Below are 20,663 nucleotides of genomic sequence, written 5' to 3'. Positions count from 1 at the left end.
CCAAAGTTTTCTATACTATGTCTTCAGATTCAACTATTTTTTGAACTTTAACTAGTATGTCCCCACCCGATAAATTTATAAGAGTAACACCCTGCGCGGAACGTCCAACTGCACGAATTTCATTTGCATATAGACGAATTAATACGCCAGAAAAAGTTATAAGCATAACTTCATCATCTGGTGATACAAGAGCAGCAGATACAACTCTACCATTGCGTTTAGATTGTTGAATTGCAATAACACCCTTGGTTCCGCGCCCATGCTTCGGATATTCCTCAATCAAGGTTCTCTTGCCAAATCCATTTTCTGTGGCTGTCAAAACTGCTAGGTTTTCTTCCGTATTAGTGACCAACATAGTGATCACCTTTTGATCCTTAGCAACTGTTATACCACGTACTCCTCTTGCCGTACGCCCCATTTTTCGTACATCTTGTTCTGAAAATCTTACTGCCTTGCCAGCATCTGAAAACAACATGACATCCGAGTTTCCTTGCGTAATAGCTACACCAATTAGATGGTCACCATCATCAAGGTTGATTGCTATTAATCCGGACCTTCTTTGATTATTAAATTCAGATAATGAAGTTTTTTTAACAGTTCCCATAGAAGTTGCCATGAAGACAAACTTATCCTCAGAGAACTCCTTAACAGATAAGATAGCTGTAATTTTTTCTCCTTCTTGTAGTTGGAATATATTCACTATAGGCTTACCCCTGGATACACGATTGCCCTGTGGTATTTCATATACTTTTACCCAATAACACCGCCCACGGGTCGAAAAACATAAAACGTAATCGTGAGTATTGGCGGTAAATACATGTTCTATAAAGTCTTGCTCTCTGGTTTTTGCAGCAACCTTACCCTTACCTCCACGCTTTTGCGAACGATAATCAGATAGTGGCTGTGATTTTATGTATCCAGCATGTGACATAGTTATCATCATGTCCTGAGCAGGTATCAGATCCTCATCACATAGGTCTTGTGTAGTGGTTAGTATTTGTGATAGGCGCTCGTCCTTAAATTCTGCTCTGGTGCTAATTAGTTCGTCTTGGATTATTTGATTTATACGCTCAGGCTTTTCTAACACATCAAGTAGGTCACAAATGGTATTAACTATATTATGGTAGTCGTTGAAAATTTTGTCTTGTTCTAGTGATGTCAGCTTAGACAGCTGCATATCTAAAATAGCCTTGGCCTGGGGGTCAGAGAGAAAGTAACCATTCTTCGATAATCCATGATTATCTTTAAACTCGTCTGGTCGTATTAATTTCTTGTCAACTTTGCTTAACATTTTTTCTACTAAAGACGATGGCCACGATTTTTTCATTAATGCTTCGTGTGCATCTTGGCGTGATGAAGATGACTTTATCAGTTTGATGACCTCATTAATGTTTGATAGCGCAACAGCTAAGCCCTCTAGAAGGTGGCCTTTTTCTCTAGTTTTCTTTAGATCAAATATAGTGCGACGAGTTACTACTTCCCTTCTGTGTTCTATGAAGTATTGAATTAGATGTTTAAGGTTAAGTAGCTGCGGTTTTCCTTTAACCAATGCTACAATATTCATCCCGAACGAGTATTGTAATGATGTGAAGCGGTATAAGTTGTTAGTCACAATTTCTGGGTTTTCTCCCCTTTTTAGCTCTAGTACCACCCTCATTCCATCTCTATCTGATTCGTCACGTATATCAGAAATTCCCTCTAGTTTCTTGTTATTAACCAGGTCAGCAATTTTTTCCAGAAGGTTTTTTTTGTTTACTTGGTAAGGCAGTTCGTCAATTATTATAGATTGTCTGTTGCCCTTATCTAAATCTTCAAAGTGCACCTTGGCTCTTATTACTACTCGTCCTCGTCCTGTACGGTAGCCTTCATGTATACCATGTACCCCATATATTATCCCCCCTGTTGGAAAATCTGGGGCCGGTACTATCCTTATTAGTTCTGCTATGTCTATTTCAGGATTATCCAGATACGCCAAACACGAGTCTATTACTTCTGACAAGTTGTGAGGCGGTATGTTGGTTGCCATACCTACAGCTATTCCCGATGAGCCGTTTATTAGCAAATTAGGTATTCTGGTAGGTAGTACTAGTGGCTCTGTTTCAGAATTATCGTAGTTTGGACCAAAGTCAACTGTTTGGCTACCAATATCATTCATTAGTTCTTGGCCAATGCGCGATATACGTATTTCTGTGTAACGCATAGCAGCAGCATTATCTCCATCTACGGAACCAAAGTTTCCCTGTCCGTCAATTAGGGTATACCTAAGAGAGAATGTTTGTGCCATTCTAACAACTGTATCGTAGACTGCAGAATCCCCATGTGGGTGATATTTACCTATAACATCACCAACTATACGAGCAGATTTTTTGTGCGGCTTGTTCCACGAATTACCAAGTTCGTTCATGGCATACATAATTCTACGATGAACTGGTTTTAGACCGTCCCGTACATCAGGTAGTGCGCGTCCTACTATTACGCTCATCGCGTAGTCCATGTAGGAAGACTTCATTTCTTCCTCAAGACTGACGGATATCATTTCTTGTGCAAAAGGTTTCATGGCTATCAACACTTTTTCGAAGGTTAGTGTTACATCACCCTGTGTGAGTTACATATGATCAAGTGATGATCAAGTGATGGGTTTTTGATTACAATATTTCTAAACTGCACCGATACGATATATCATACGTTAACTATGTTTACTAGAAAATGGTTATGTTTGAGCAGTCATTAAGGTTGTGGGCGATTGTTGTTGCTGCTGGTTCTAGCTCTAGGTTTAAACATGGCTCGCCTTTTGGCTTGAACTTACCCAAGCAGTATTGGGTTGTTGGTGGCCACCCTATAATAGCTTATTCTTTGTATACTGTGTCTCGTTTGTTTGGCATACAGGGCATTGTTTTGGTTTTGCCCAAGGAAGGAGATTATGCTCGAGTATCATTTACTTGGGAAGACTATGTTGGAGATGTTCCACTAATTACTTGCAGTGGCGGCGATACCCGTTGTGAGAGTGTTAGGTGCGGTTTACGCTTACTTTCTACTATGGCCAATGATGATGATTGGGTTGCTGTTCACGATGCAGCTCGTCCCGCACTTACATTTCAGGATTGTCAGTCTCTAATGATCTCTCTGGTTAAGCCAGGCATTAAGGGCTCTTTTTTGGTATTTCCAGAGGTGGATGCTATAAAGGAGATAGATGATGGCGGGCAGTTCCTAAAGTCTGTTCAGAGATCCGGGCTTTATAGGGCTCAGACTCCGCAGATTTTTCGCTACAAATTACTTTATGAGGCTTTGTCTGTCTGTAATGATGCATGCGATGAAGTTTCTGCTGTTGAATTTGTGTCAGGAAGCGAATTTATCCGTGCTGTTCTAGGCGGTTCACACAATATGAAGCTTACCTATAGCCACGATTTATCAGCGATTAAGTCATATCTAGAAACGCACCCACTCTTTAATTGCCTTTCTTCTCTTTCTCTACGGGTGGGGTACGGCTACGACTCTCATCGTTTACTAGAAGGGTTGCCGCTCGTAATAGGAGGAGTTTCTATCCCGCATTCAAGTGGGTTGGTTGGGCACTCAGATGCTGATGTTTTACTGCATGCACTTATGGATGCTATGCTTGGTGGTAGTGGCAAGAAAGATATAGGATATTACTTTCCATCCACCGATAGTAGGTACAAAAACGCCGATTCCTTGAAGCTGTTGGGTGAAGTGTGTAGTAAACTTGTTCCTATGAGGGTTGTCAACGTTGATGCTACCATCATCGCCCAGGAGCCTCGTATCTCCTCGTTTATAGATAGAATGAAGCAGAATATTTCCATGATTTTGGGCATAGATGTATCTAGAATAGGTATCAAGTGCAAGACAGCTGAGTTAATGGGAGCAATAGGTAGGTGTGAAGGTATTGCTGCTCAGGTAGTAGTTTCTCTAAAAGGTTGACATCCTCTGAGGTAGTGATGTTGTTCTACTCTGTGACCACGCTTTCGTAGATAATGATAATTATATTGGCAACTTGTTTTGCATATATTTTGTGTAAAAATCGGTTGCGTTCCTGTGATTTTTAAGCAACTAATCTTTTCGGGGGAGACAATGACAAAGGTAAGTTTGGTATATTTTGCTGCTGTTTTTTTGTCTTTATTGTCTTTTTCGTGTGTGTCATTAGCATTGACCAAAGAACAGAAAGATGCTTATATTATTGATTCTAGTGGAAAACATTTTAGGGATTCAAATCACAATTGTGTTCGTTCGTCTTCATGGACACCAGGTGCGAGTATTGCTAATTGTGAGGAAGAGGGAAGAAGTAAGTTAAAAGAGAAAATTATTTACCGTAAGCTTGTCATTTCTGCCAGCACTTTTTTTGATACTGCTTCACACACGATACGTAAGTCTAGTTATAAGGTCTTGGACTCTCTGGTTGATTTTATTTTTAAAAAAATTAAACTCAAAGCTGTGGTAGTTACTGGATATACTGATGATCGTGGTTCTGATGAATTTAATTTGAAGTTGTCACAGGATCGTGCTGATTCTGTTTCTTCTTATATAGCTGATAAAGGTATTAAAGATTCTTACATACGTGCAGAGGGTAGGTGCAAGTCTGATCCTATCGGTGATAACAGAACTAAAGATGGCAGGGCTAAGAACCGTCGTGTTGAAATAGAGGTAATTGGCACAACAAGTTCTGGTGCTCCTGATGTCGGCCGTAGCATGTTTGTTGATGATGATAATACTAGGGATTATATGTCTGACAGTTCTTCCAGTAAGCTTATGGTGCTACATAAAAAACGTGGAAGTGGAAAAGCGTATGCAATTTGTAATAAAAGGAGACATAATACCGTTTCTAGTCCTATCAGTAAGACTGCTGATCACAGTGCTACCTCTATCCAATAAAAGAGCTCTTCTTGGTACTCGGGGAGGGCTTTTTCATTTTTCAGGAAAACACATATGGGAGTTTTTGATACTCTAAGTTCTGCTTGGTGGGATCCAAATGGTCCCATGAAGGTTCTGCATCATATTAATTCTCTACGTGTTGATTGGATTCGTTCGTTTGGTTCGCTTCACGGTAAGAAAATTTTAGACGTTGGATGTGGTGGAGGTATCCTGGCGGAGAGTTTAGCTCGTCTTGGCGCCGATGTTGTAGGAATTGATGAGTCACCGTCATTGATCAATGTTGCTAATTTACACGCATCTTCTGAATCCATCAGTGTAGATTATCGCAACATAGATGTTGCTAATTTTTGTGATACTCATGAGCATCAGTTTGACTGTGTAATGTGCCTCGAGGTTATAGAGCATGTTTCATCACCTAGAGAATTTCTTGGACACTGCATAAAATTACTAAAAGAAGGTGGGTATTTGTTTTTGTCTACAATAAACCGCACTGCCAGATCGTATTTTTTAACTATCTTGATGGCTGAGTATATCCTGGGTCTTATACCACGTGGCGTGCATAACTGGTCTTTTTTTATAAAGCCCAGCCTACTTTCTAAGTGGATAGAGGAGTATGGGTTATTGGTTAGCGATATTAGGGGTATGAGTTATAATCCTTTGACCCGGTCTGCTTGTTTTGCGTCGTCTGTGGATGTTAACTATTTTATGGTTGCGCAAAAATGAGTCGAGGTTGGGATGCCATTTTTTTTGATTTAGATGGTACTTTAGTTGATACTACGACTGACCTGCGGTTGGCACTTAATAGGCTTTGTGAAGAACGGGGCGCTTTGCCGGTAGCTCAGGGAGAGTTTCTACCATACACTGGGCAGGGGGTGAATAAGATCATTGAGAAGTTTTTTTCTCTTGATCAGAGAAGTTTGGAATTTAAAGCCGCTAAAACCAGATTTTTGGATTTCTACTATGCTGCTAGTCATGTAAACAGCGATTTTTTTCCGGGGATGTTGGATATAATAAGTGCCATTGAGAAACTTTCTATTCCTTGGGGTATTGTTACTGGTAAATGGCGTGCTCCTACCTTATCTCTTCTTGACCACCTCAAGCTAAATTGTCCCTGTCTTGTTTGTGGTGATGACGTTTCCCGTCCTAAGCCTTCCCCTGATCCATTGCTTAGGGCAGTTTCGCTTTCAGGTGTAGACTCATCCCGGTGCGTTTATGTTGGCGATGCTTTATGTGATTATGAATCAGCCAGTTTGTGTGGGATGGAGTTTGTTGGTGTTTCGTGGGGATATCAGCCAGACATGTTGTTTAGATCGAAGGTGTCCCATGTAGTATCTTCAGTTGTAGAACTAAGAGATTATCTTTTTAAATAGATAGTCTTGTATTTATAGTGCTACTATATTAGTTGTATATGTATTTCTTGTGGTAGAATGAGCTTTTGTTTTTTTTGAAATTGGGGGCGACCTGGTTTCGACGTGGGTTGCGAAGCAGTGTAGGGCATGCCGTGGGCCGGTTATCCACGTAAATACAGCCGGAGGCAAATATAACTGCCAACGATGAATGTTTTGAGTCATGTGAGGAATTAGCCGCTTAATAACCGGCTTTCCTTCCGCTGCACCACCTTGCGTATGAGGTGGGTGTGTGGTTGCACATACAGCAGTGTCATTTTAGTACGATAAGGTAGGTTGAATCTGTGGCTCCCTACCCGACAATCTAGCAGATAGCGTGGTCGGTGTTTGCGCGTCAATGCCGGGTACGTGATTTTAATGGCGTTGCTAAGCATGTAGATCTTGCTGTGTAGGACTTGCGGACGGCGGTTCGATTCCGCCCGTCTCCACCATTTTGGTTTTCATCTTTTGAGTTGCTGCTCTGTCTGTGTTTGAGCATGGCGTGAGTTTGCTGCAGTTATGTTTGCTGCAGTTATCTATCTTTTTTATATCATTGAAAGTACAGAAAAGATTCGGTATATCCTACCCATACTCCAAATAATGTATGGACTTCTTCATAATATGTTAATTTTTTGGCAATATTGTGCAGTTACTGTTCTTCTTATTCTGAGGGGCTTGTATGTCGGTTAGAGGTGGTTTCTCTTTATTTTTAATTTCTTTTGTATTTAGCATTAAGAGTGTTGTGGCTTTTGCTTCCTTATTTCACCTTGAGAGCAACGATGTATCAAACAACAAAAAGCTTAGTATAAAGCAAGTCTACAATGGCTTTGGCTGCCATGGTGGTAATTTGTCTCCGCAGCTTTCATGGTCCCATGAGCCAGAAGGTACCAAGAGTTTTGCTGTTACTGTTTATGACCCAGATGCCCCCAGTATCAGTGGTTGGTGGCATTGGGTGCTTGTTGATATCCCGGTTTCTGTTCATCATTTAGATACTGGGTCCTCTTCTATGGGTAAATTACCTGATGGGTCATTTGAAGTTCGTAATGATTTTGGTACAAGACACTTTGGTGGTCCTTGTCCACCAGTTGGTGAAAAAGCTCATCGTTATTTTGTGACTGTGTGGGCCTTGAAGGTTCCCAAGTTGCCGTTAAGTGTTGACTCTACAGCTGCCATGGCTGGTTTTATGTTGGTGTCTAATGCATTAGGCAAATCAGAGGTGGTTCCGTACTATCAACGCTAAGCAAATATTTTAGTTAATATTTTTATAGATCAAGCTTCATCTTGTTTTTTTTATAGTAGCTGTATTGACTGTTAACGGTTCTTTTGTTGAATTTAGATTGGAGATGCTGGATGTCACGTAATAAAAATGAGAAGTTGATGATGACTACAACAACTGGTTCGCCAGTTACTGATAATGATAACTCTGTTACCGCTGGTCCACGCGGTCCCGTTCTTATTCAGGATTGGCACTTGCAAGAGAAGTTAGCCCATCAAAATAGGGAGCGTATTGCAGAGCGTGTGGTTCATGCTAAAGGCTGGGGTGCCCACGGTGTATTTACTGTAACGAAGGATATTACATCCTACACATGTGCTGATTTTTTGAGTAAAGTTGGTCTTAAAACGGATGTTCTTGCTCGATTCTCCACGGTTGCTGGTGAACTTGGGGCAGCAGATGCAGAGCGTGATGTCAGAGGTTTTTCCCTTAAGTTTTATACAAATCAGGGAAATTGGGATATGGTTGGTAACAATACACCAGTATTTTTTATTCGAGATCCCCTTAAATTTCCTGATTTTATTCATACTCAGAAACGTCACCCACGTACTAATCTTAGATCTCCAACCGCTATGTGGGATTTTTGGTCCTCTTCCCCTGAGAGTTTGCATCAGGTAACTATATTGTTTTCTGATAGAGGACTGCCGCAGAGTCCTCGTTTTATGAATGGATATAGTTCTCATACTTTTTCGTTTTGGAATAAGAAAGGTGAGCGTTTTTGGATAAAGCTACACTTCAAGACACAGCAAGGACATAAATTTTTTACTAATGCCGAGGCGTCTGAGGTTATAGGCCGTTCCAGAGAGAGCTATCAAGAAGATCTCTATTATTCCATTGAAAAAGGTGATTTTCCTAAATGGATTATGTATGTTCAGATAATGCCAGAAAGGGACGCCGAAAAGCTTAGCTTTAATCCTTTTGATTTGACTCGTGTGTGGTATCACAAGGACTATCCATTAGTTGAAGTTGGTGTATTGGAATTAAATCGTAATCCCGACAATTACTTCTCTGAAATTGAGAATGCTGCTTTTTCTCCGTCTAGTGTTGTTCCAGGTATTGGATTTTCCCCAGATAAGGTATTACAAGCGCGTTTGTTTAGCTATCCAGATGCACATCGCCACCGATTGGGTGTACATTACAATATGTTACCCGTTAACCGTCCGCGGTGTCCTGTTAATACGTATAACAGAGATGGTCAGATGTGCTTTTTTGAGAATGCCCCTCATGGAGATGCATATTATGAGCCAAATACCTTTAATGGTCCGGTGGCTGATCCGTCATTTAGTGAACCACCATTGAGGATATCTGGTGATGCCTATTCTTATGATGGTTCTGATGGCTGCAATAATTATGAGCAACCAGGCAAGCTCTTTTCTTTGATGAGTAAGGATGAGAAAGAACGCCTTGCCAAAAACATAGCTGAAGCTATGTGTGGTGGTGTGTCCAAGGAGATAATTAGACGCCAGCTAGAACACTTCGACCGTGCCCACAAGGACTATGGTTCCATGGTTAGGGACGCTCTTGGTAAATTGAAGGTAGCGTTTTGATGCACATGGAGACGTCGGCCCAGTTGTTACACATGAGCCGACGTTGAAGAAATTAGCTGTGTTTTATTTGGTCTTTCTGTTTGACCCAGAACCAGATGTAGATTTGTCTGCTTTTGTTGACGTTTTATTATCCTTTACTTCACTACCTTTACCAGAGCTATCTCTGCTGCTGTTAGGTTTTTCATAGGAAGAATTATCGTCTTGCTGCTGGTCATAGTACTGCGCTCCGGAGGATGCTACATTTTGTTGTCCCTCGGTTGAGGAAGAACCACCCGTCCAATCGCAACCAGCAAGAGCAAGAACTGCAGCCAATAAAATAGATATACCAAAGGCCCTTTTCATTACAAATACCCTCCTTTTACGCGGATAAACGCTTAAGAATGCGTCCCTAGCCTTGTTTTATGCACAAAAAAGCAGCGTCAATGGTATAAGCTGATTGGTAAAATGTAAAGACAGAAATTCTTGTATATAAGGTGGAAAGTTTTAAAAAACTGCTAATCTACACATGATCTACCTGATCCACCAGCACCTCCTATAATTGAGGGTGGGGCAGGGGCTGGCATTGGTTTGCCACCACCGGATGATGGGTACGACGGTACTGTTCCTTCGGTTGTTTTTTCTGGGGCACAGGATATTCCAACAAAAAACGCACATGCTATAAGTGAAATGCAAGAAAAAACTCTGTGTAATTTCATAATTTTGCAAAAACTCATGAGTAACTTGTGGGTGATATTTTCGCCGATGCTATCACGCTCGGTCTTTATTTAAGCCAATGTCTCAGCTAGGGTAGGGGCTTACGCATTTCTTCTTGCCATGTTTTTAGCAAATCTAGAGATTCCATTGGTGTTATATTGTCTATTGATAGTAACTTTATATGATCTATTACACTGTTATAGTTACTGCAAATTTCATCTTTGCTTTTATTAAACGAAGACATGTCATTTCTTGTTAAGTAGGAACCAGATTCACGCTGAGTTAGCAACTCTTGGGCATAGTAAATTACTTTTTCTGGTATTCCAGCTATACGTGCTACGTGTATACCATAGCTTTTTTGTGCTACGCCATCTTCTACAGTGTGTAGAAACGTGATATCGCTGCTGCTCTCGTCTACGCATAGGTGAATATTAGTGGCATTCTGGTAGGTCGATATAACCTCTGTTAGCTCGAAGTAATGAGTAGAGAATAAACACAGTGATTTGTTTGTTTCTATGATGTGCTTCATTATGGCTTGAGCTAGTGATAATCCGTCATATGTTGAAGTTCCACGGCCAATTTCGTCTATTAGAAGCAGGCTTTCCGCCGTAGCTTGTCTTAAGATTTTGGCCATTTCGGACATTTCTACCATGAATGTAGATTGACCCTGAGAAAGATTGTCCGATGATCCTATGCGGGTCATGATACGATCTATTGTTCCTACCTTGGCGAATTTTGCCGGTACAAAGCTACCGCAATAAGCTAACAAAACAAGTATGGCCGTTTGACGCATGTAAGTCGATTTACCACCCATGTTGGGTCCGGTGATCATGGTAAACTTCCTTTTTGAAGACAGGTTTACATCATTTGGCACAAACTGAGTAACATGCTGCTCTACTACTGGATGACGCACCTCTAGTGCTTCCAAGTATGGTTCTGAGCAAAATTCTGGGCGTATGTACCTATTGTGATGGGCTACATACGCAAATGAGCAAAGACCGTCCAATAGAGATAGTGATCTTCCACACTCCTGCAATTCCTTAACAAATACCTGACATGACTCAAGCAATTCACAAAATATTTCTAATTCTCTTTCTATTGATTTAGTTTGCGCTAAGGATATTTCGCTTTCAAGTTTCATTAATTCTTCAGTAGTGAAGCGTTCCGCATTTTTTAGGGATTGCTTTCTTTGGTAGTAGGGAGGAACTTTACTGCTGTGAGATGGTGTAATCTCAATGTAATACCCACATATACGGTTATACGCAATCTTAAGAGAATTAATCTGAGTTTTTTCCCTTTCACGATCGCGTAATTCCTGAATGTAATTTTGGGCATTTTTGTACAAATTGTAATAATGATCTAATTCTTTATCGTACCCCTTACGTATAACGTTTCCGTCTTGTACACATTGTGATGGTTCTTCTGCAATAACATTATCCAACAAATTTACTAATTCATCAGGAAGTAAAAAATGCGAAGACATGTCTTGCACTAGACGGGGGGAATCTTTGTGTTGGTTAATGTATCCAAAAAGCTTGGGTAGTACGTGTCCTGTATCCCTCAGGGAAGCAAGTTCTCTAGGGCGTATCGTCTTTATAGATAATCGTGCTGTTATTCTCTCCATGTCAGCCGTGCTTTTTAGGAAAGAATGAACGGTTTCGTAATGTTTTTTGTGTGCTGCATTAATCTTTAACAGCCAATCGATAGCATCATGGCGATCAGAAGCTAGGGATTGTTCACTAAATGGATGATGCAAGGCATGTCTTACCCATCTGCTGCCGGATGGAGTTACGCAATGATCGAATATGGATAATATGGTGTGGCTATTCTTCTTATGCAGGCTGTCAGTTATTTCGAGATGTATCCTAGTTTTTTCATCAATGGCAATGTATTTATCCGAGCTTTCTTTTACTATTTTATTGATGTGTTGGCCAACCTTTTTTTGTGTTTTGTTTATGTAGCACAGTATTGCGTAAGCTGCTCCAGTACTAATGTCCTTACGCCCAATGTCAAAGCAATCTAGTGAAGTTAGCGAAAAGTGTTGGCATAAGCGATCATATCCATGCTCTGAATCAAATGACCATTCGTCCACCTTGGTTATTAGGTACTGAGAAGGATCAATTGAGATATTAGAGTGTTCTGAAATAATTATTTCAGCCGGCCTTATGATATTTAAGTAGTCATTTATATTTTTATATGTAATTTCAATAACATTTATGATGCCTTGGGTTACCGATATCCAAGCCATGCCGAGTCGGTCATTTTTCTTATGTAAGGCAAGCAGGCAGGAATCAGATTTAGATTCTAGTAATTGAGAATCAGTTACAGTACCGGGGGTGACAATCCGTGTTATTTCCCGATCAATTACAACTTTGCCCTTGACCTTTCTTTGTCCAACTTGATCACATATTGCTACCTTGTACCCAGTTTGTATTAGCTTTGCCAAGTACTGCTCTAATTGGTGAGCTGGTATTCCAGCCATAGGTATATTGGATCTGGCAGTTAATGTTATTCCCAATATGGATGAGCACTGTACAGCATCATCAAAGAAGAACTCATAAAAATCACCCATGCGGTACATTAGGAAGGCATCTGGGTGATCATTTTTTAGACTGACGTAATGCTGCATGGACGGAGAGAGCACCACTGAATCTTCGGCAACGGGCATATAAATTACCACAAGCAACCTATTACGAGCTAATAAAATGCCATTCTTCTCCACTAAAGTAAAGTACAGTGTTAACGCTATTTAATATCGTTAGTGATTGCATTTATTTAGTGCGGGAGAAGAATGCAAGTAGGGAGGGTCTATACCTGATTCGCTAAAATGTGGAGAAGGTTTATGCGCCCTTCAAGTTCATCTGGTAGAAATAGTTCTGTTGCTAATGAAGCAGTTGATAGCGTTGATCATCATAAAGGCGAGGATAGAGGTAGGGTTTCTGTTGCTAGTGATGATGGTAACTCTAGGGCACAGCGTTCTTCCTCCCATGGGAGATTCTCATCAGGAGAGGGACGGTCACTTCTTCGTTCATTGAAGCAAATGTTTTCTTCTACAGGTCGTAGAGGAGATAGTGGTCCTAATCCCGCGGAAGGGAATTTTGTCAGAAATGGTCCGGGACGTCGTGCTGTTTCAAGAAAACGCAGTGGTCATAATAGATCAGTTGCTGCGGGCGCTGCAGGAGCTGCGGAGGCTATTTCTAGGAGTGATTCTATCAGATCTGAACATTCAGTTAGGTCGATTTCTAGCGATGATTCAGTAAGGTCAGATCATTATTATGATGACATAGAAGAAGGTTATGCTGGTGATAATGATACTTATTCTGTAAGCTCATTTGGTTCAGTTTTTACTGATGATGGTTCGATACACTCTGACGATGACGACGTATATCTTGATCCTTTAGGCGTAAGGTCAAGGAGTGACTACGATTCAGACGATGAAACTATGGAGGCTATGTATCTCTATGATAGAGCATCTGAGGGGGGCTCCGGAACAATCGGAAGAGAGAGTTATTCTTCTGAGGGTGTAGTTAGTTCTTCTGAGATTGACAACTACGATGAAGGCAATGAATTGCCTACAGTACTTAGTGAGGATGAGGAGGAAATTTTAAGGCAGATCATGTTTTATGAAAGATTAGGCAACTTTGATGGCAGAGAATAGCCTGCCCGATGGTCTTCCGTACTATACGTACACCTTGCGGCATAGAAACCCCGCAAGCTGTACAGATATAGGCACGAGCTAGATTTATCATCTATATCAGGACTTAATGATATATTTCGTGGTTGATTTTTGTTATTGGCTAGATAGGTTGTTTTGTACAAAATCCCAATTAACCAGTGACCAGAATGATTCAAGATAGTTTCCTCTTACATTTCTATGATCAATGTAGTAAGCGTGTTCCCATACGTCACATGTGAGTAGTGCCTTAGAATCGGTAGTCAATGGAGTACTGGCATTACTTGTTCCAAGCATTTCTATTGTGTTGTCTGGTGTAATTACTAGCCAAGACCATGCAGAGCCAAACAAAGCAGCAGCAAAGTCGGTAAATTCTTTCTTGAAATTGCCAAATGATGTCCAGCGTTTTTCTATAGCTGCTAATAAGGTTCCAGAAGGTTTATTGTCTTCTAATGGTTCACGTAGGCATTCAAAATAAAAATTATGATTCCATACTTGAGCTGCGTTGTTAAATATCTTGCCACTAGATTGGCGGATAATATCCTCAAGTGTGGCGGTTTCAAACTCAGTTCCAACTATGAGCTTGTTAAGATTATTTACATATGCAGCATGATGTTTATCATGATGAGTAATCAGTGTTTCCTTTGATATAAGGGGTTCCAGGGCATCATAAGCATAAGGAAGTGGTGGTAGCTCGTGCTTCATTTACGGTCCTTTCTATGCCAATTTTAAACTCAAAAAATATCAGTACTACGCATTAATTATTACATGATACCAATGTTTTTGTAGTATGAGTAATTTCTATAAATTAAAGTTTGTGTATTGTATTTATAATTAGCAATGAGGCGATAGTGTCCTATAGTAGTGTTTGCACCATGCCAATAGGTGGTTTCACATTCGTTACATTGGGCAACTACACTACCATTACATCAAGTAATATTAGATTATAAAAGCTATTAGTTGTTTCTGCCGTATGGTTTTTATTATTAATTCTCATTCTCAATAAGCGACAATGGCAATCACTACAACCGAAGTTTAAGTAACGTTTTTATAGGTTCCTGTCTGTAGAGGGAGGCTCCAATTTGTAGAGGATCTATAACTTATAGAGAGGAGTCAAATAAAATTGACAAATGTTTTCAGTTTATCCCATGTCTATATTTCTGCATTTTTAAAGTTTATTAGCTTAATTGGAATCATGTAAAAATTAATACTTAAGATCACCCTAATTTTTTATCAATGATTTCTATTTATAAATAACGCTAGCAAAAATTGTATTTACCTAATTATGAAGAAATTGTGTATTCATTTATGTCAATATATTGCAGATAATTTTGCAGGTGATTTGTTGCTTAAATTTCTAGTTACTGCATAAACACATAATGTAAGTTCTTGATACTTAGTTTATGTATTCTTTTAATGATTTTTGGTTCTCTTATAGCTTATACTGCATTGATTATGCTTGGTAATTTAATTTCATAATTATTAGATGATGAAGTACGGGTAAATAGATATTCAAAGGCATTGTCTGATTTTTAGTGATTTACCTTTGTCTATATTGGATTGTATTCATAGATTAATTATTAATGACATTGATATTTATCATCCATGATTTATTTGCTTTTATTTATTATAAAAAATAATAGTTAGGAGGCGGACAATGAGTGGTCCGATTCACAGCAATGGTATGCCACCTAATGTTTCCTATCCCCAAGATATTTATTCTAAAGAAGATGAAGTAAGTACTGCAAGAAGTGGAAGTCGTACCTTAACTAAGATTATTGGAGGTAAATTTTCTAGAGCGAGGCGTGAACATGTTGGTATGGGAGATAAATTAACTAAAGTTAGGAGATCATGGAGCAACTTTCGCTCATTATTTACTAAAGCTAGAGCTAAACCTAAATCTGCTAAGTCAGGTGTTGTTGAAACATCCTCGAAACATACTACTAATGGAGAGCAGGTGATTCGTAGCGGGTCGTTCGAAGCCTTTGAGAAGGCGCGTTCCAAATTTGTTAGTGAGATGCGCTCAGGGCATAAATTTGGAGGCGTTGATAAATCTAGAGCATATGCGAAAGAGGGATTTAAGAGAGGGTTAGCTGCTGGATACAAAAAAGGATTGGCTAATGAAGGTAAGAAATTATCTGCCTTTATTGAGTCTTTGGGAATTTCTGATATTAGTGCTGCAATCAGAAAATCTCCCAAAGACGCATTCAGTGCTGCTTATAAGGAAGGATTTAAGAGAGGCTTCAAAAAGGCTTCTTCCAGGGAGGGTTTACCTGCCTAATTATAGATATCACCTTATTTCTTATAACTAGTAATCCGTTTATTACCTTAGGTGGGAGGTGCATAAAAATGAATAATATTAATAATAGACCTACAGTAATTAGACATACGGAAGGAAAAAAATCTTCAACGGAAGATAATTCTGGAAGCTCTGGTGCTATCAGTAGCGGTTCTGGACCCAAGCCTACCTTGAAGGTACGAAGAGTAATTTTGAGTAACAATGCATCGAGTAATGCTTCTTCTGGCAGCAGAGGTGTTATTGTTAGAACACCTAAGGAAAGATCTCTCGTGAGCGATCCCGATTCCTATCCTGCTCCAAAATTGAAAAGAGTAGAACACGATCATACTTATGCGAGACCTGGTGTTTCTGATATGCAAGAAGGATCAGTTGGTGGTTTGAAAAGAAAAGGAGCTATGCGGCACCATGGTAGTAGCTCAGGTGCTAGTGTTTTGGAAGCTGCTAATCAAGTTTCTACTGGCTATGATACTGCTTATGGCAGTAGAGCAGCTGGCGGTACAAAAAAACCTGTTAAAGGTATTTTAAAAAATGAACCTCATGTTTTTCGTAAGAAACATGCCGCTGTTTTTCTTGATAAAGTGGATGATTTTTTAGGTAGAAAAAATCGTTCTAATGGTGCGAAGAAAAAGGTTGCTATTTCCAATATACACCAAGTTCATACATACGATCGCCATTTAGATCCTGATGATGTTGGTTATGCATATGATGAAATAGACAACAAATATGCTAGATACATAAATGATCCAGATAGACAGGATGATTCAGATTTCGAATAAATAGTATTTGGATGATATTTTTTACATTTAGTATTTATTGTTACAGGAGGCATTTTTTCCCATAACATGAATGAATTAGGTTGCTAAAGCTATAACCATATGTAATTTTTGATTAATTATCTGTAATTATTTAAGTGATAAAATTTATTAACATGATTTTTTGTACAGATAAAAATAAGATGATGGAGGGCTTATGATACCTGTTAGCGGCAGTGATGATAAGGTTAAGGTAAAGAGGGTTAGTGTTGCTGGGTTGGGTGATAATGTCTCCGGTACTTCTGATATTAAGGTAGGAGTAGACACACCTTCATCTTCTAGGGCAGACAATACACTACCTGATGTTCTTGCAAAGTTAAGATTGCTTATGATTAGAAAGAAAGATGTTGATGCTTCTGTTAGGTCTAATGAGACTAGATCCATCGTTAAGGGCTCTAGGCTAGGTTACTTATCCGGAGGCAAAGACAAACCGTATACTAACACCACTGGATCTTTCAGTAGAAAAGGTGCTTTTCGTGCTAAGGGTAAGCGAGCAGATAATGTTAGAGGTACAATTTATAAAGAAAGTGCTAGTGCTTCTCTTGCTACCAGTGTCTCGGTTTATGAAAAAGAGGATAATGTTGGCAATTTCACCAGGGCATCACCTCAAAAGGGAGAAGCACGCTCTAGATGTGTTAAAAATAAGAGTAAATTTTCTGATGTGGAAGGTATTGCTGCAACATACAAGGATGTTGGATACTAGTGACATTAAAAAGTCTGCTAATAAAATGGGTAAAATGTACTATTTGTCGATACGTTTTATATTGCCAAGGCCTAATATAGACATAGTACGACTGATGTTTATGATTATGACTTAGTTCTTGATGATGACTGTTAGAGACAGTTAGTTTAAGGTCTGCTTCCTAAATTAAATTCAGTTCTTCTAAGAAGAGATTCAATAGAGCTTATAGTGTAGTAATAGCTTTGCAGATTAGGATTATCACCCGCATAATTAGGATGTGTAGGACTAGAGATTAGCAAATAATATGGCTTCTCTGTTTTTCCTTCTCTTTGTGGTAAAACATGATCTGTAATAAATTAAATATCCTGATAGACAATTGTATTTGTCTGTTCTTGTTTATACTAGCTACGTACTGTGGTTTTTTATTGCACTTATTTAGTATTGTCATCATTGTCTGATGGTGGGCAAGAAAGTGTTACTGAGGCTTCCAAGTGTCCAGACCCGAGTATAATTTTTACTTTTTTAGGTGGTGATACTTCGGAGAAGCTGCTAATTACACGGCATTCGTTATCCATGGTCATGCTATATCCTCTTTCAAGAACAGCCTTAGGGTTGAGGTGCATCAGTGACTGAGATATTTTTTGTACACGATTTTTAGTTGTTTCAAATGAAACACGTAAACATAACGACAGACGGTGCAGGAGTTTCTCGTAAGTCCTTCTTTGCATATTGCAGCAGGGGATAGACCTATCAAGGCGCTGCGATAGGTGGTAATAATATTTAGTTATTACGCTCAATTTATTATGAACCTGTCCAGTCATCTTGTGGCACAGGCTTTGTAGCTGTTGCCTGAGTTTGTACAGTTTGGTTATGGGGTGCTGGAGCTTCATTTGAGCACGATCTAGGTGTTGTTGTTTTTGGTGCCACAGGCTGGATACATGTTGATTCATTCTTTGGTAGATATGTAGCAGATTTTTTTTCTCTTGTGCTGTATTGCCTAGTAGATGGGCAGCAGCGGTTGGTGTTGGTGCTCTAGCGTCTGCTACGAAGTCAGATATTGTAAAATCAGTTTCGTGTCCTATGCCGCTAATGGTAGGGATGGGTGATTCAAATATTGCACGTGCCACTACCTCTTCATTAAAAGCCCACAAATCTTCCATGGACCCGCCACCTCTAACCACTAAAAGAACGTCTACCTCATAACGCTCGTATATGATGCGCAGAGTCTGCGCAATTACATCGCCAATTCCTTTGCCTTGCACAGGTATAGGGTATATTATAGTTTCTATATCTGGTCTGGTTTGTCGTATAACATACATTACGTCCATAAGTGCAGCAGCTTGCAGAGATGTTGCTATCCCTACTGATAACGGGTACCTGGGCAATTGGCTCTTACGTGTGACATCAAATAATCCTTCTTTCTCTAGTTTATTTTTGAGTTTTTCAAAAAGAATGTATAACTGCCCGCTGCCACGAGGTATTATTTTTTTAACTTGTATTTGATAATCCCCACGTGCTTCGTAAACCGTTAAATTTCCATATACAAGGAATTGGTCGCCATTTTGAGGTATGGTTTCGAGAGTACCTACTATGCCGCGCCATAATATGCACCTAACTTGCGCTAGGTCGTCCTTGAGTGAGAAATAAATGTGCCCAGACGATGCACGAACGCAATTTGAAATCTCACCTTCCACACATACAAGACTTAAGTTCTTTTCCAATGTGTTTTTTATTAATCTATTCAGTGCGCTAACAGTAAGAACATCTTGATCCGGCAACATTCGTAGTGATCCTAATTTTCGCTCCTAGTATGATGGCAATTATAGATTACTTTTACTTACATGTGTAAATGAGGTCCGTTCTAATTTAGGTTCTTGATAATTTTTTCATCAAAGCAAGGACAATGGAATAAAAACGGCTCTTGAGGGATATCATACAAGTCTAGCCCACAAACTTATCCACAGTCTTTGTGGACGTTTGGGGACCTCTTTTTTAAAAGTTGTATGTTTGGCATAATGTTTGTATTACATACTTTATGTGCTTAGAGACGATGTCTATATTTCGCTTGATCATTGCCGGTGGGTGGCCGATTTTTTTGTTGTTAAGCTTGTCCGTGGCCTCTCTTTCCTTTATTGTTGAGCGTTTCTTGTTTCTTCGCAGGTCCCGTGTGCTTCCACCGGAGTTGCCCGAGCAGGTGCTCAATGAGTATAGGCAAACATACATGCTTCCTGACGTTACTTTGGAAAATTTGTCTTCTCACTCCCTTTTAGGGCGTTTCCTCTCATTGATAGTGCGGCATGCCAATTCCTCACCTGAAAAAATGCGTGAGCTTTTGTCTGTTGAGTCCTTACTTGTGTCACGTCAGCTGGAGAGATTCTTGAATGCCATTGGAACTATAGCGTCTATAGCTCCTCTCATGGGTTTATTTGGTACCGTTATTGGTATGATAGAAATTTTTGCTGCACACTCTACTGATGGATCGTATGATCCTCTTGTTCTAGCTCATGGTATATCTGTTGCACTGTACAATACGGCTCTGGGACTGGCTGTGGCCATACCTTCGTTGATCTGCTATCGCTATTTTCGTTCCGTTGCAGATGGCTTTTTGTCTGATATGGAGCACATATCCATGAATTTTTTTTATGCTGTGCAAGAAGCTTACGCTGAACGATGATTTTTTCTACTACTACAATTGCAATAAGGCATTTTGTTATGTTTTTCCGCCGTCGCAATCGCGATAATCCAGAGATTAATTTGATTCCTATGATAGATTTGCTACTGGTGGTTCTTATATTTCTTATGTTATCAACTACATATAATCGTTTTTCCCACTACCATATAAACTTGCCTACTGCTATTAAGCGGGATCATCTGCATCCTTCTTCTGAATTCGAGGTTTTGGTTCTTAGAAATGGGAATTATGTTGTTTCATCGCATCACATTTCTTCCAAGTATGTTGGTAACCTTGCTGATTCGATTCTTGATATGATTAAAGATCGGCAAGTTTCTCCTTCTGAGGCGATTGTAGTAATAAATGCAGATGCACAGGCCCCCACTCAGTCTGTAGTTGGTGTTATGGAGGCTATTGAAAAAATTCACGTTGCTCATTTAGCTTTTACTGTTCGTGATCCTTTTATGTATAAAAAAGATTAGATTGAGGAGATAGTAGATAGTATGAGTAGGCTTGATCCTAGGCTTATTGATCTTCTTGTTTGCCCACTGTGTAAAGGCCCACTGAAATTTTTTTCTAGTGAACATAGTTTGGTTTGTTGTGCTGATGGTCTATCATACCCTGTCAGAAATGGTATTCCAGTTTTGATTCAATCTGAGGCCGTACCGTTTGATGGTGAATTTGATGTGCCGCATAAATAAATTCGCTGGCTATTTTAATGATTGAGATTGACAAGGATGTACAGTA

The 20,663-nt window shown here is 39.6% G+C and carries 19 protein-coding genes and 1 other RNA gene; 14 read left to right on the top strand and 6 right to left on the bottom strand.

Annotation, left to right across the window (positions count from 1 at the left end):
- Window positions 1-10: 10 nt before the first annotated feature.
- A complete protein-coding gene (gene gyrA, locus A6733_RS04885) occupies window positions 11-2,557 on the bottom strand; it encodes a DNA gyrase subunit A (protein WP_092411153.1) in 2,547 nt (848 codons plus the stop codon).
- A 155-nt stretch (window positions 2,558-2,712) separates the two neighbouring features.
- On the opposite strand from gyrA, the gene ispF reads away from it, so the two are divergent.
- The 7 genes from ispF (at window position 2,713) to A6733_RS04850 (ending at window position 9,086) form a co-directional block, all read left to right on the top strand.
- A complete protein-coding gene (ispF, locus tag A6733_RS04880) occupies window positions 2,713-3,933 on the top strand; it encodes a 2-C-methyl-D-erythritol 2,4-cyclodiphosphate synthase (protein WP_175330545.1) in 1,221 nt (406 codons plus the stop codon).
- A 150-nt stretch (window positions 3,934-4,083) separates the two neighbouring features.
- On the top strand, window positions 4,084-4,881 hold the full coding sequence (locus A6733_RS04875; protein ID WP_092460528.1) for an OmpA family protein: 798 nt from the start codon (window positions 4,084-4,086) through the stop codon (window positions 4,879-4,881).
- A gap of 54 nt (window positions 4,882-4,935) precedes the next feature.
- The gene (ubiG, locus tag A6733_RS04870; protein ID WP_092402570.1) at window positions 4,936-5,604 is read left to right on the top strand and encodes a bifunctional 2-polyprenyl-6-hydroxyphenol methylase/3-demethylubiquinol 3-O-methyltransferase UbiG; all 669 of its coding nucleotides are present in this window, start codon (window positions 4,936-4,938) and stop codon (window positions 5,602-5,604) included.
- The gene (locus A6733_RS04865) at window positions 5,601-6,251 is read left to right on the top strand and encodes an HAD family hydrolase (protein WP_092402572.1); all 651 of its coding nucleotides are present in this window, start codon (window positions 5,601-5,603) and stop codon (window positions 6,249-6,251) included. The genes ubiG and A6733_RS04865 overlap by 4 nt, the downstream gene beginning before the upstream one ends.
- A gap of 82 nt (window positions 6,252-6,333) precedes the next feature.
- Window positions 6,334-6,718, top strand: a transfer-messenger RNA (tmRNA) gene (gene ssrA, locus A6733_RS04860).
- Between the two features lie 227 nt (window positions 6,719-6,945).
- Window positions 6,946-7,506, top strand: coding sequence for a YbhB/YbcL family Raf kinase inhibitor-like protein (locus A6733_RS04855; protein ID WP_092402574.1), 561 nt, complete (start codon window positions 6,946-6,948; stop codon window positions 7,504-7,506).
- 110 nt (window positions 7,507-7,616) lie between these two features.
- A complete protein-coding gene (locus tag A6733_RS04850; RefSeq protein WP_092402576.1) occupies window positions 7,617-9,086 on the top strand; it encodes a catalase in 1,470 nt (489 codons plus the stop codon).
- A 63-nt stretch (window positions 9,087-9,149) separates the two neighbouring features.
- Here the strand turns inward: A6733_RS04850 and A6733_RS04845 are convergent, their stop codons facing one another.
- From A6733_RS04845 to mutS, 3 genes are all read right to left on the bottom strand, one after another.
- Window positions 9,150-9,428 (bottom strand): hypothetical protein, encoded by a 279-nt coding sequence (locus A6733_RS04845; protein WP_092402578.1) that lies wholly within the window; start codon window positions 9,426-9,428, stop codon window positions 9,150-9,152.
- A 152-nt stretch (window positions 9,429-9,580) separates the two neighbouring features.
- Window positions 9,581-9,781: a hypothetical protein gene (locus tag A6733_RS04840; RefSeq protein WP_092460525.1), complete on the bottom strand. Its 201-nt coding sequence runs from the start codon at window positions 9,779-9,781 to the stop codon at window positions 9,581-9,583.
- An 86-nt stretch (window positions 9,782-9,867) separates the two neighbouring features.
- Window positions 9,868-12,447, bottom strand: a complete 2,580-nt coding sequence (gene mutS / locus A6733_RS04835) for a DNA mismatch repair protein MutS (protein ID WP_141663522.1) — start codon at window positions 12,445-12,447, stop codon at window positions 9,868-9,870.
- Between the two features lie 174 nt (window positions 12,448-12,621).
- Between mutS and A6733_RS04830 the strand changes: the two genes are divergently transcribed.
- Entirely contained in the window at window positions 12,622-13,437 is an 816-nt protein-coding gene (locus A6733_RS04830; RefSeq protein ID WP_092415116.1) for a hypothetical protein, read from the top strand.
- Window positions 13,438-13,569: 132 nt separating this feature from the next.
- Here A6733_RS04830 and A6733_RS04825 read toward each other — a convergent pair whose 3' ends face one another.
- A complete protein-coding gene (locus A6733_RS04825; protein ID WP_092402638.1) occupies window positions 13,570-14,157 on the bottom strand; it encodes a superoxide dismutase in 588 nt (195 codons plus the stop codon).
- A gap of 952 nt (window positions 14,158-15,109) precedes the next feature.
- Here A6733_RS04825 and A6733_RS04820 point away from each other — a divergent pair.
- From A6733_RS04820 to A6733_RS04810, 3 genes are all read left to right on the top strand, one after another.
- Window positions 15,110-15,733, top strand: coding sequence for a hypothetical protein (locus A6733_RS04820; RefSeq protein ID WP_092460521.1), 624 nt, complete (start codon window positions 15,110-15,112; stop codon window positions 15,731-15,733).
- 68 nt (window positions 15,734-15,801) lie between these two features.
- Entirely contained in the window at window positions 15,802-16,527 is a 726-nt protein-coding gene (locus A6733_RS04815) for a hypothetical protein (RefSeq protein WP_092402634.1), read from the top strand.
- 193 nt (window positions 16,528-16,720) lie between these two features.
- Window positions 16,721-17,266: a hypothetical protein gene (locus A6733_RS04810; protein ID WP_092402632.1), complete on the top strand. Its 546-nt coding sequence runs from the start codon at window positions 16,721-16,723 to the stop codon at window positions 17,264-17,266.
- Window positions 17,267-17,676: 410 nt separating this feature from the next.
- On the opposite strand, the gene xseA is transcribed toward A6733_RS04810, so the two are convergent.
- On the bottom strand, window positions 17,677-19,026 hold the full coding sequence (gene xseA, locus A6733_RS04805) for an exodeoxyribonuclease VII large subunit (RefSeq protein ID WP_092402630.1): 1,350 nt from the start codon (window positions 19,024-19,026) through the stop codon (window positions 17,677-17,679).
- Window positions 19,027-19,280: 254 nt separating this feature from the next.
- Here xseA and A6733_RS04800 point away from each other — a divergent pair, with 254 nt between their 5' ends.
- From A6733_RS04800 to A6733_RS04790, 3 genes are read left to right on the top strand one after another with little or no spacing between them, the layout of a single operon-like run.
- Window positions 19,281-19,919, top strand: a complete 639-nt coding sequence (locus tag A6733_RS04800; protein WP_242641594.1) for a MotA/TolQ/ExbB proton channel family protein — start codon at window positions 19,281-19,283, stop codon at window positions 19,917-19,919.
- Window positions 19,920-19,957: 38 nt separating this feature from the next.
- A complete protein-coding gene (locus tag A6733_RS04795; RefSeq protein ID WP_176695660.1) occupies window positions 19,958-20,398 on the top strand; it encodes an ExbD/TolR family protein in 441 nt (146 codons plus the stop codon).
- A 21-nt stretch (window positions 20,399-20,419) separates the two neighbouring features.
- Window positions 20,420-20,617, top strand: a complete 198-nt coding sequence (locus tag A6733_RS04790; protein WP_092402626.1) for a Trm112 family protein — start codon at window positions 20,420-20,422, stop codon at window positions 20,615-20,617.
- The last annotated feature ends 46 nt before the right edge of the window (window positions 20,618-20,663 follow it).

Origin of the sequence: Candidatus Ichthyocystis sparus (assembly GCF_900078745.1) — a bacterium.
GTDB lineage: Bacteria > Pseudomonadota > Gammaproteobacteria > Burkholderiales > 2013Ark19i > Ichthyocystis > Ichthyocystis sparus.
The sequence above is the reverse complement of the archived record's forward strand: the minus strand, read 5'-3'. Positions and strand labels throughout refer to the sequence as shown.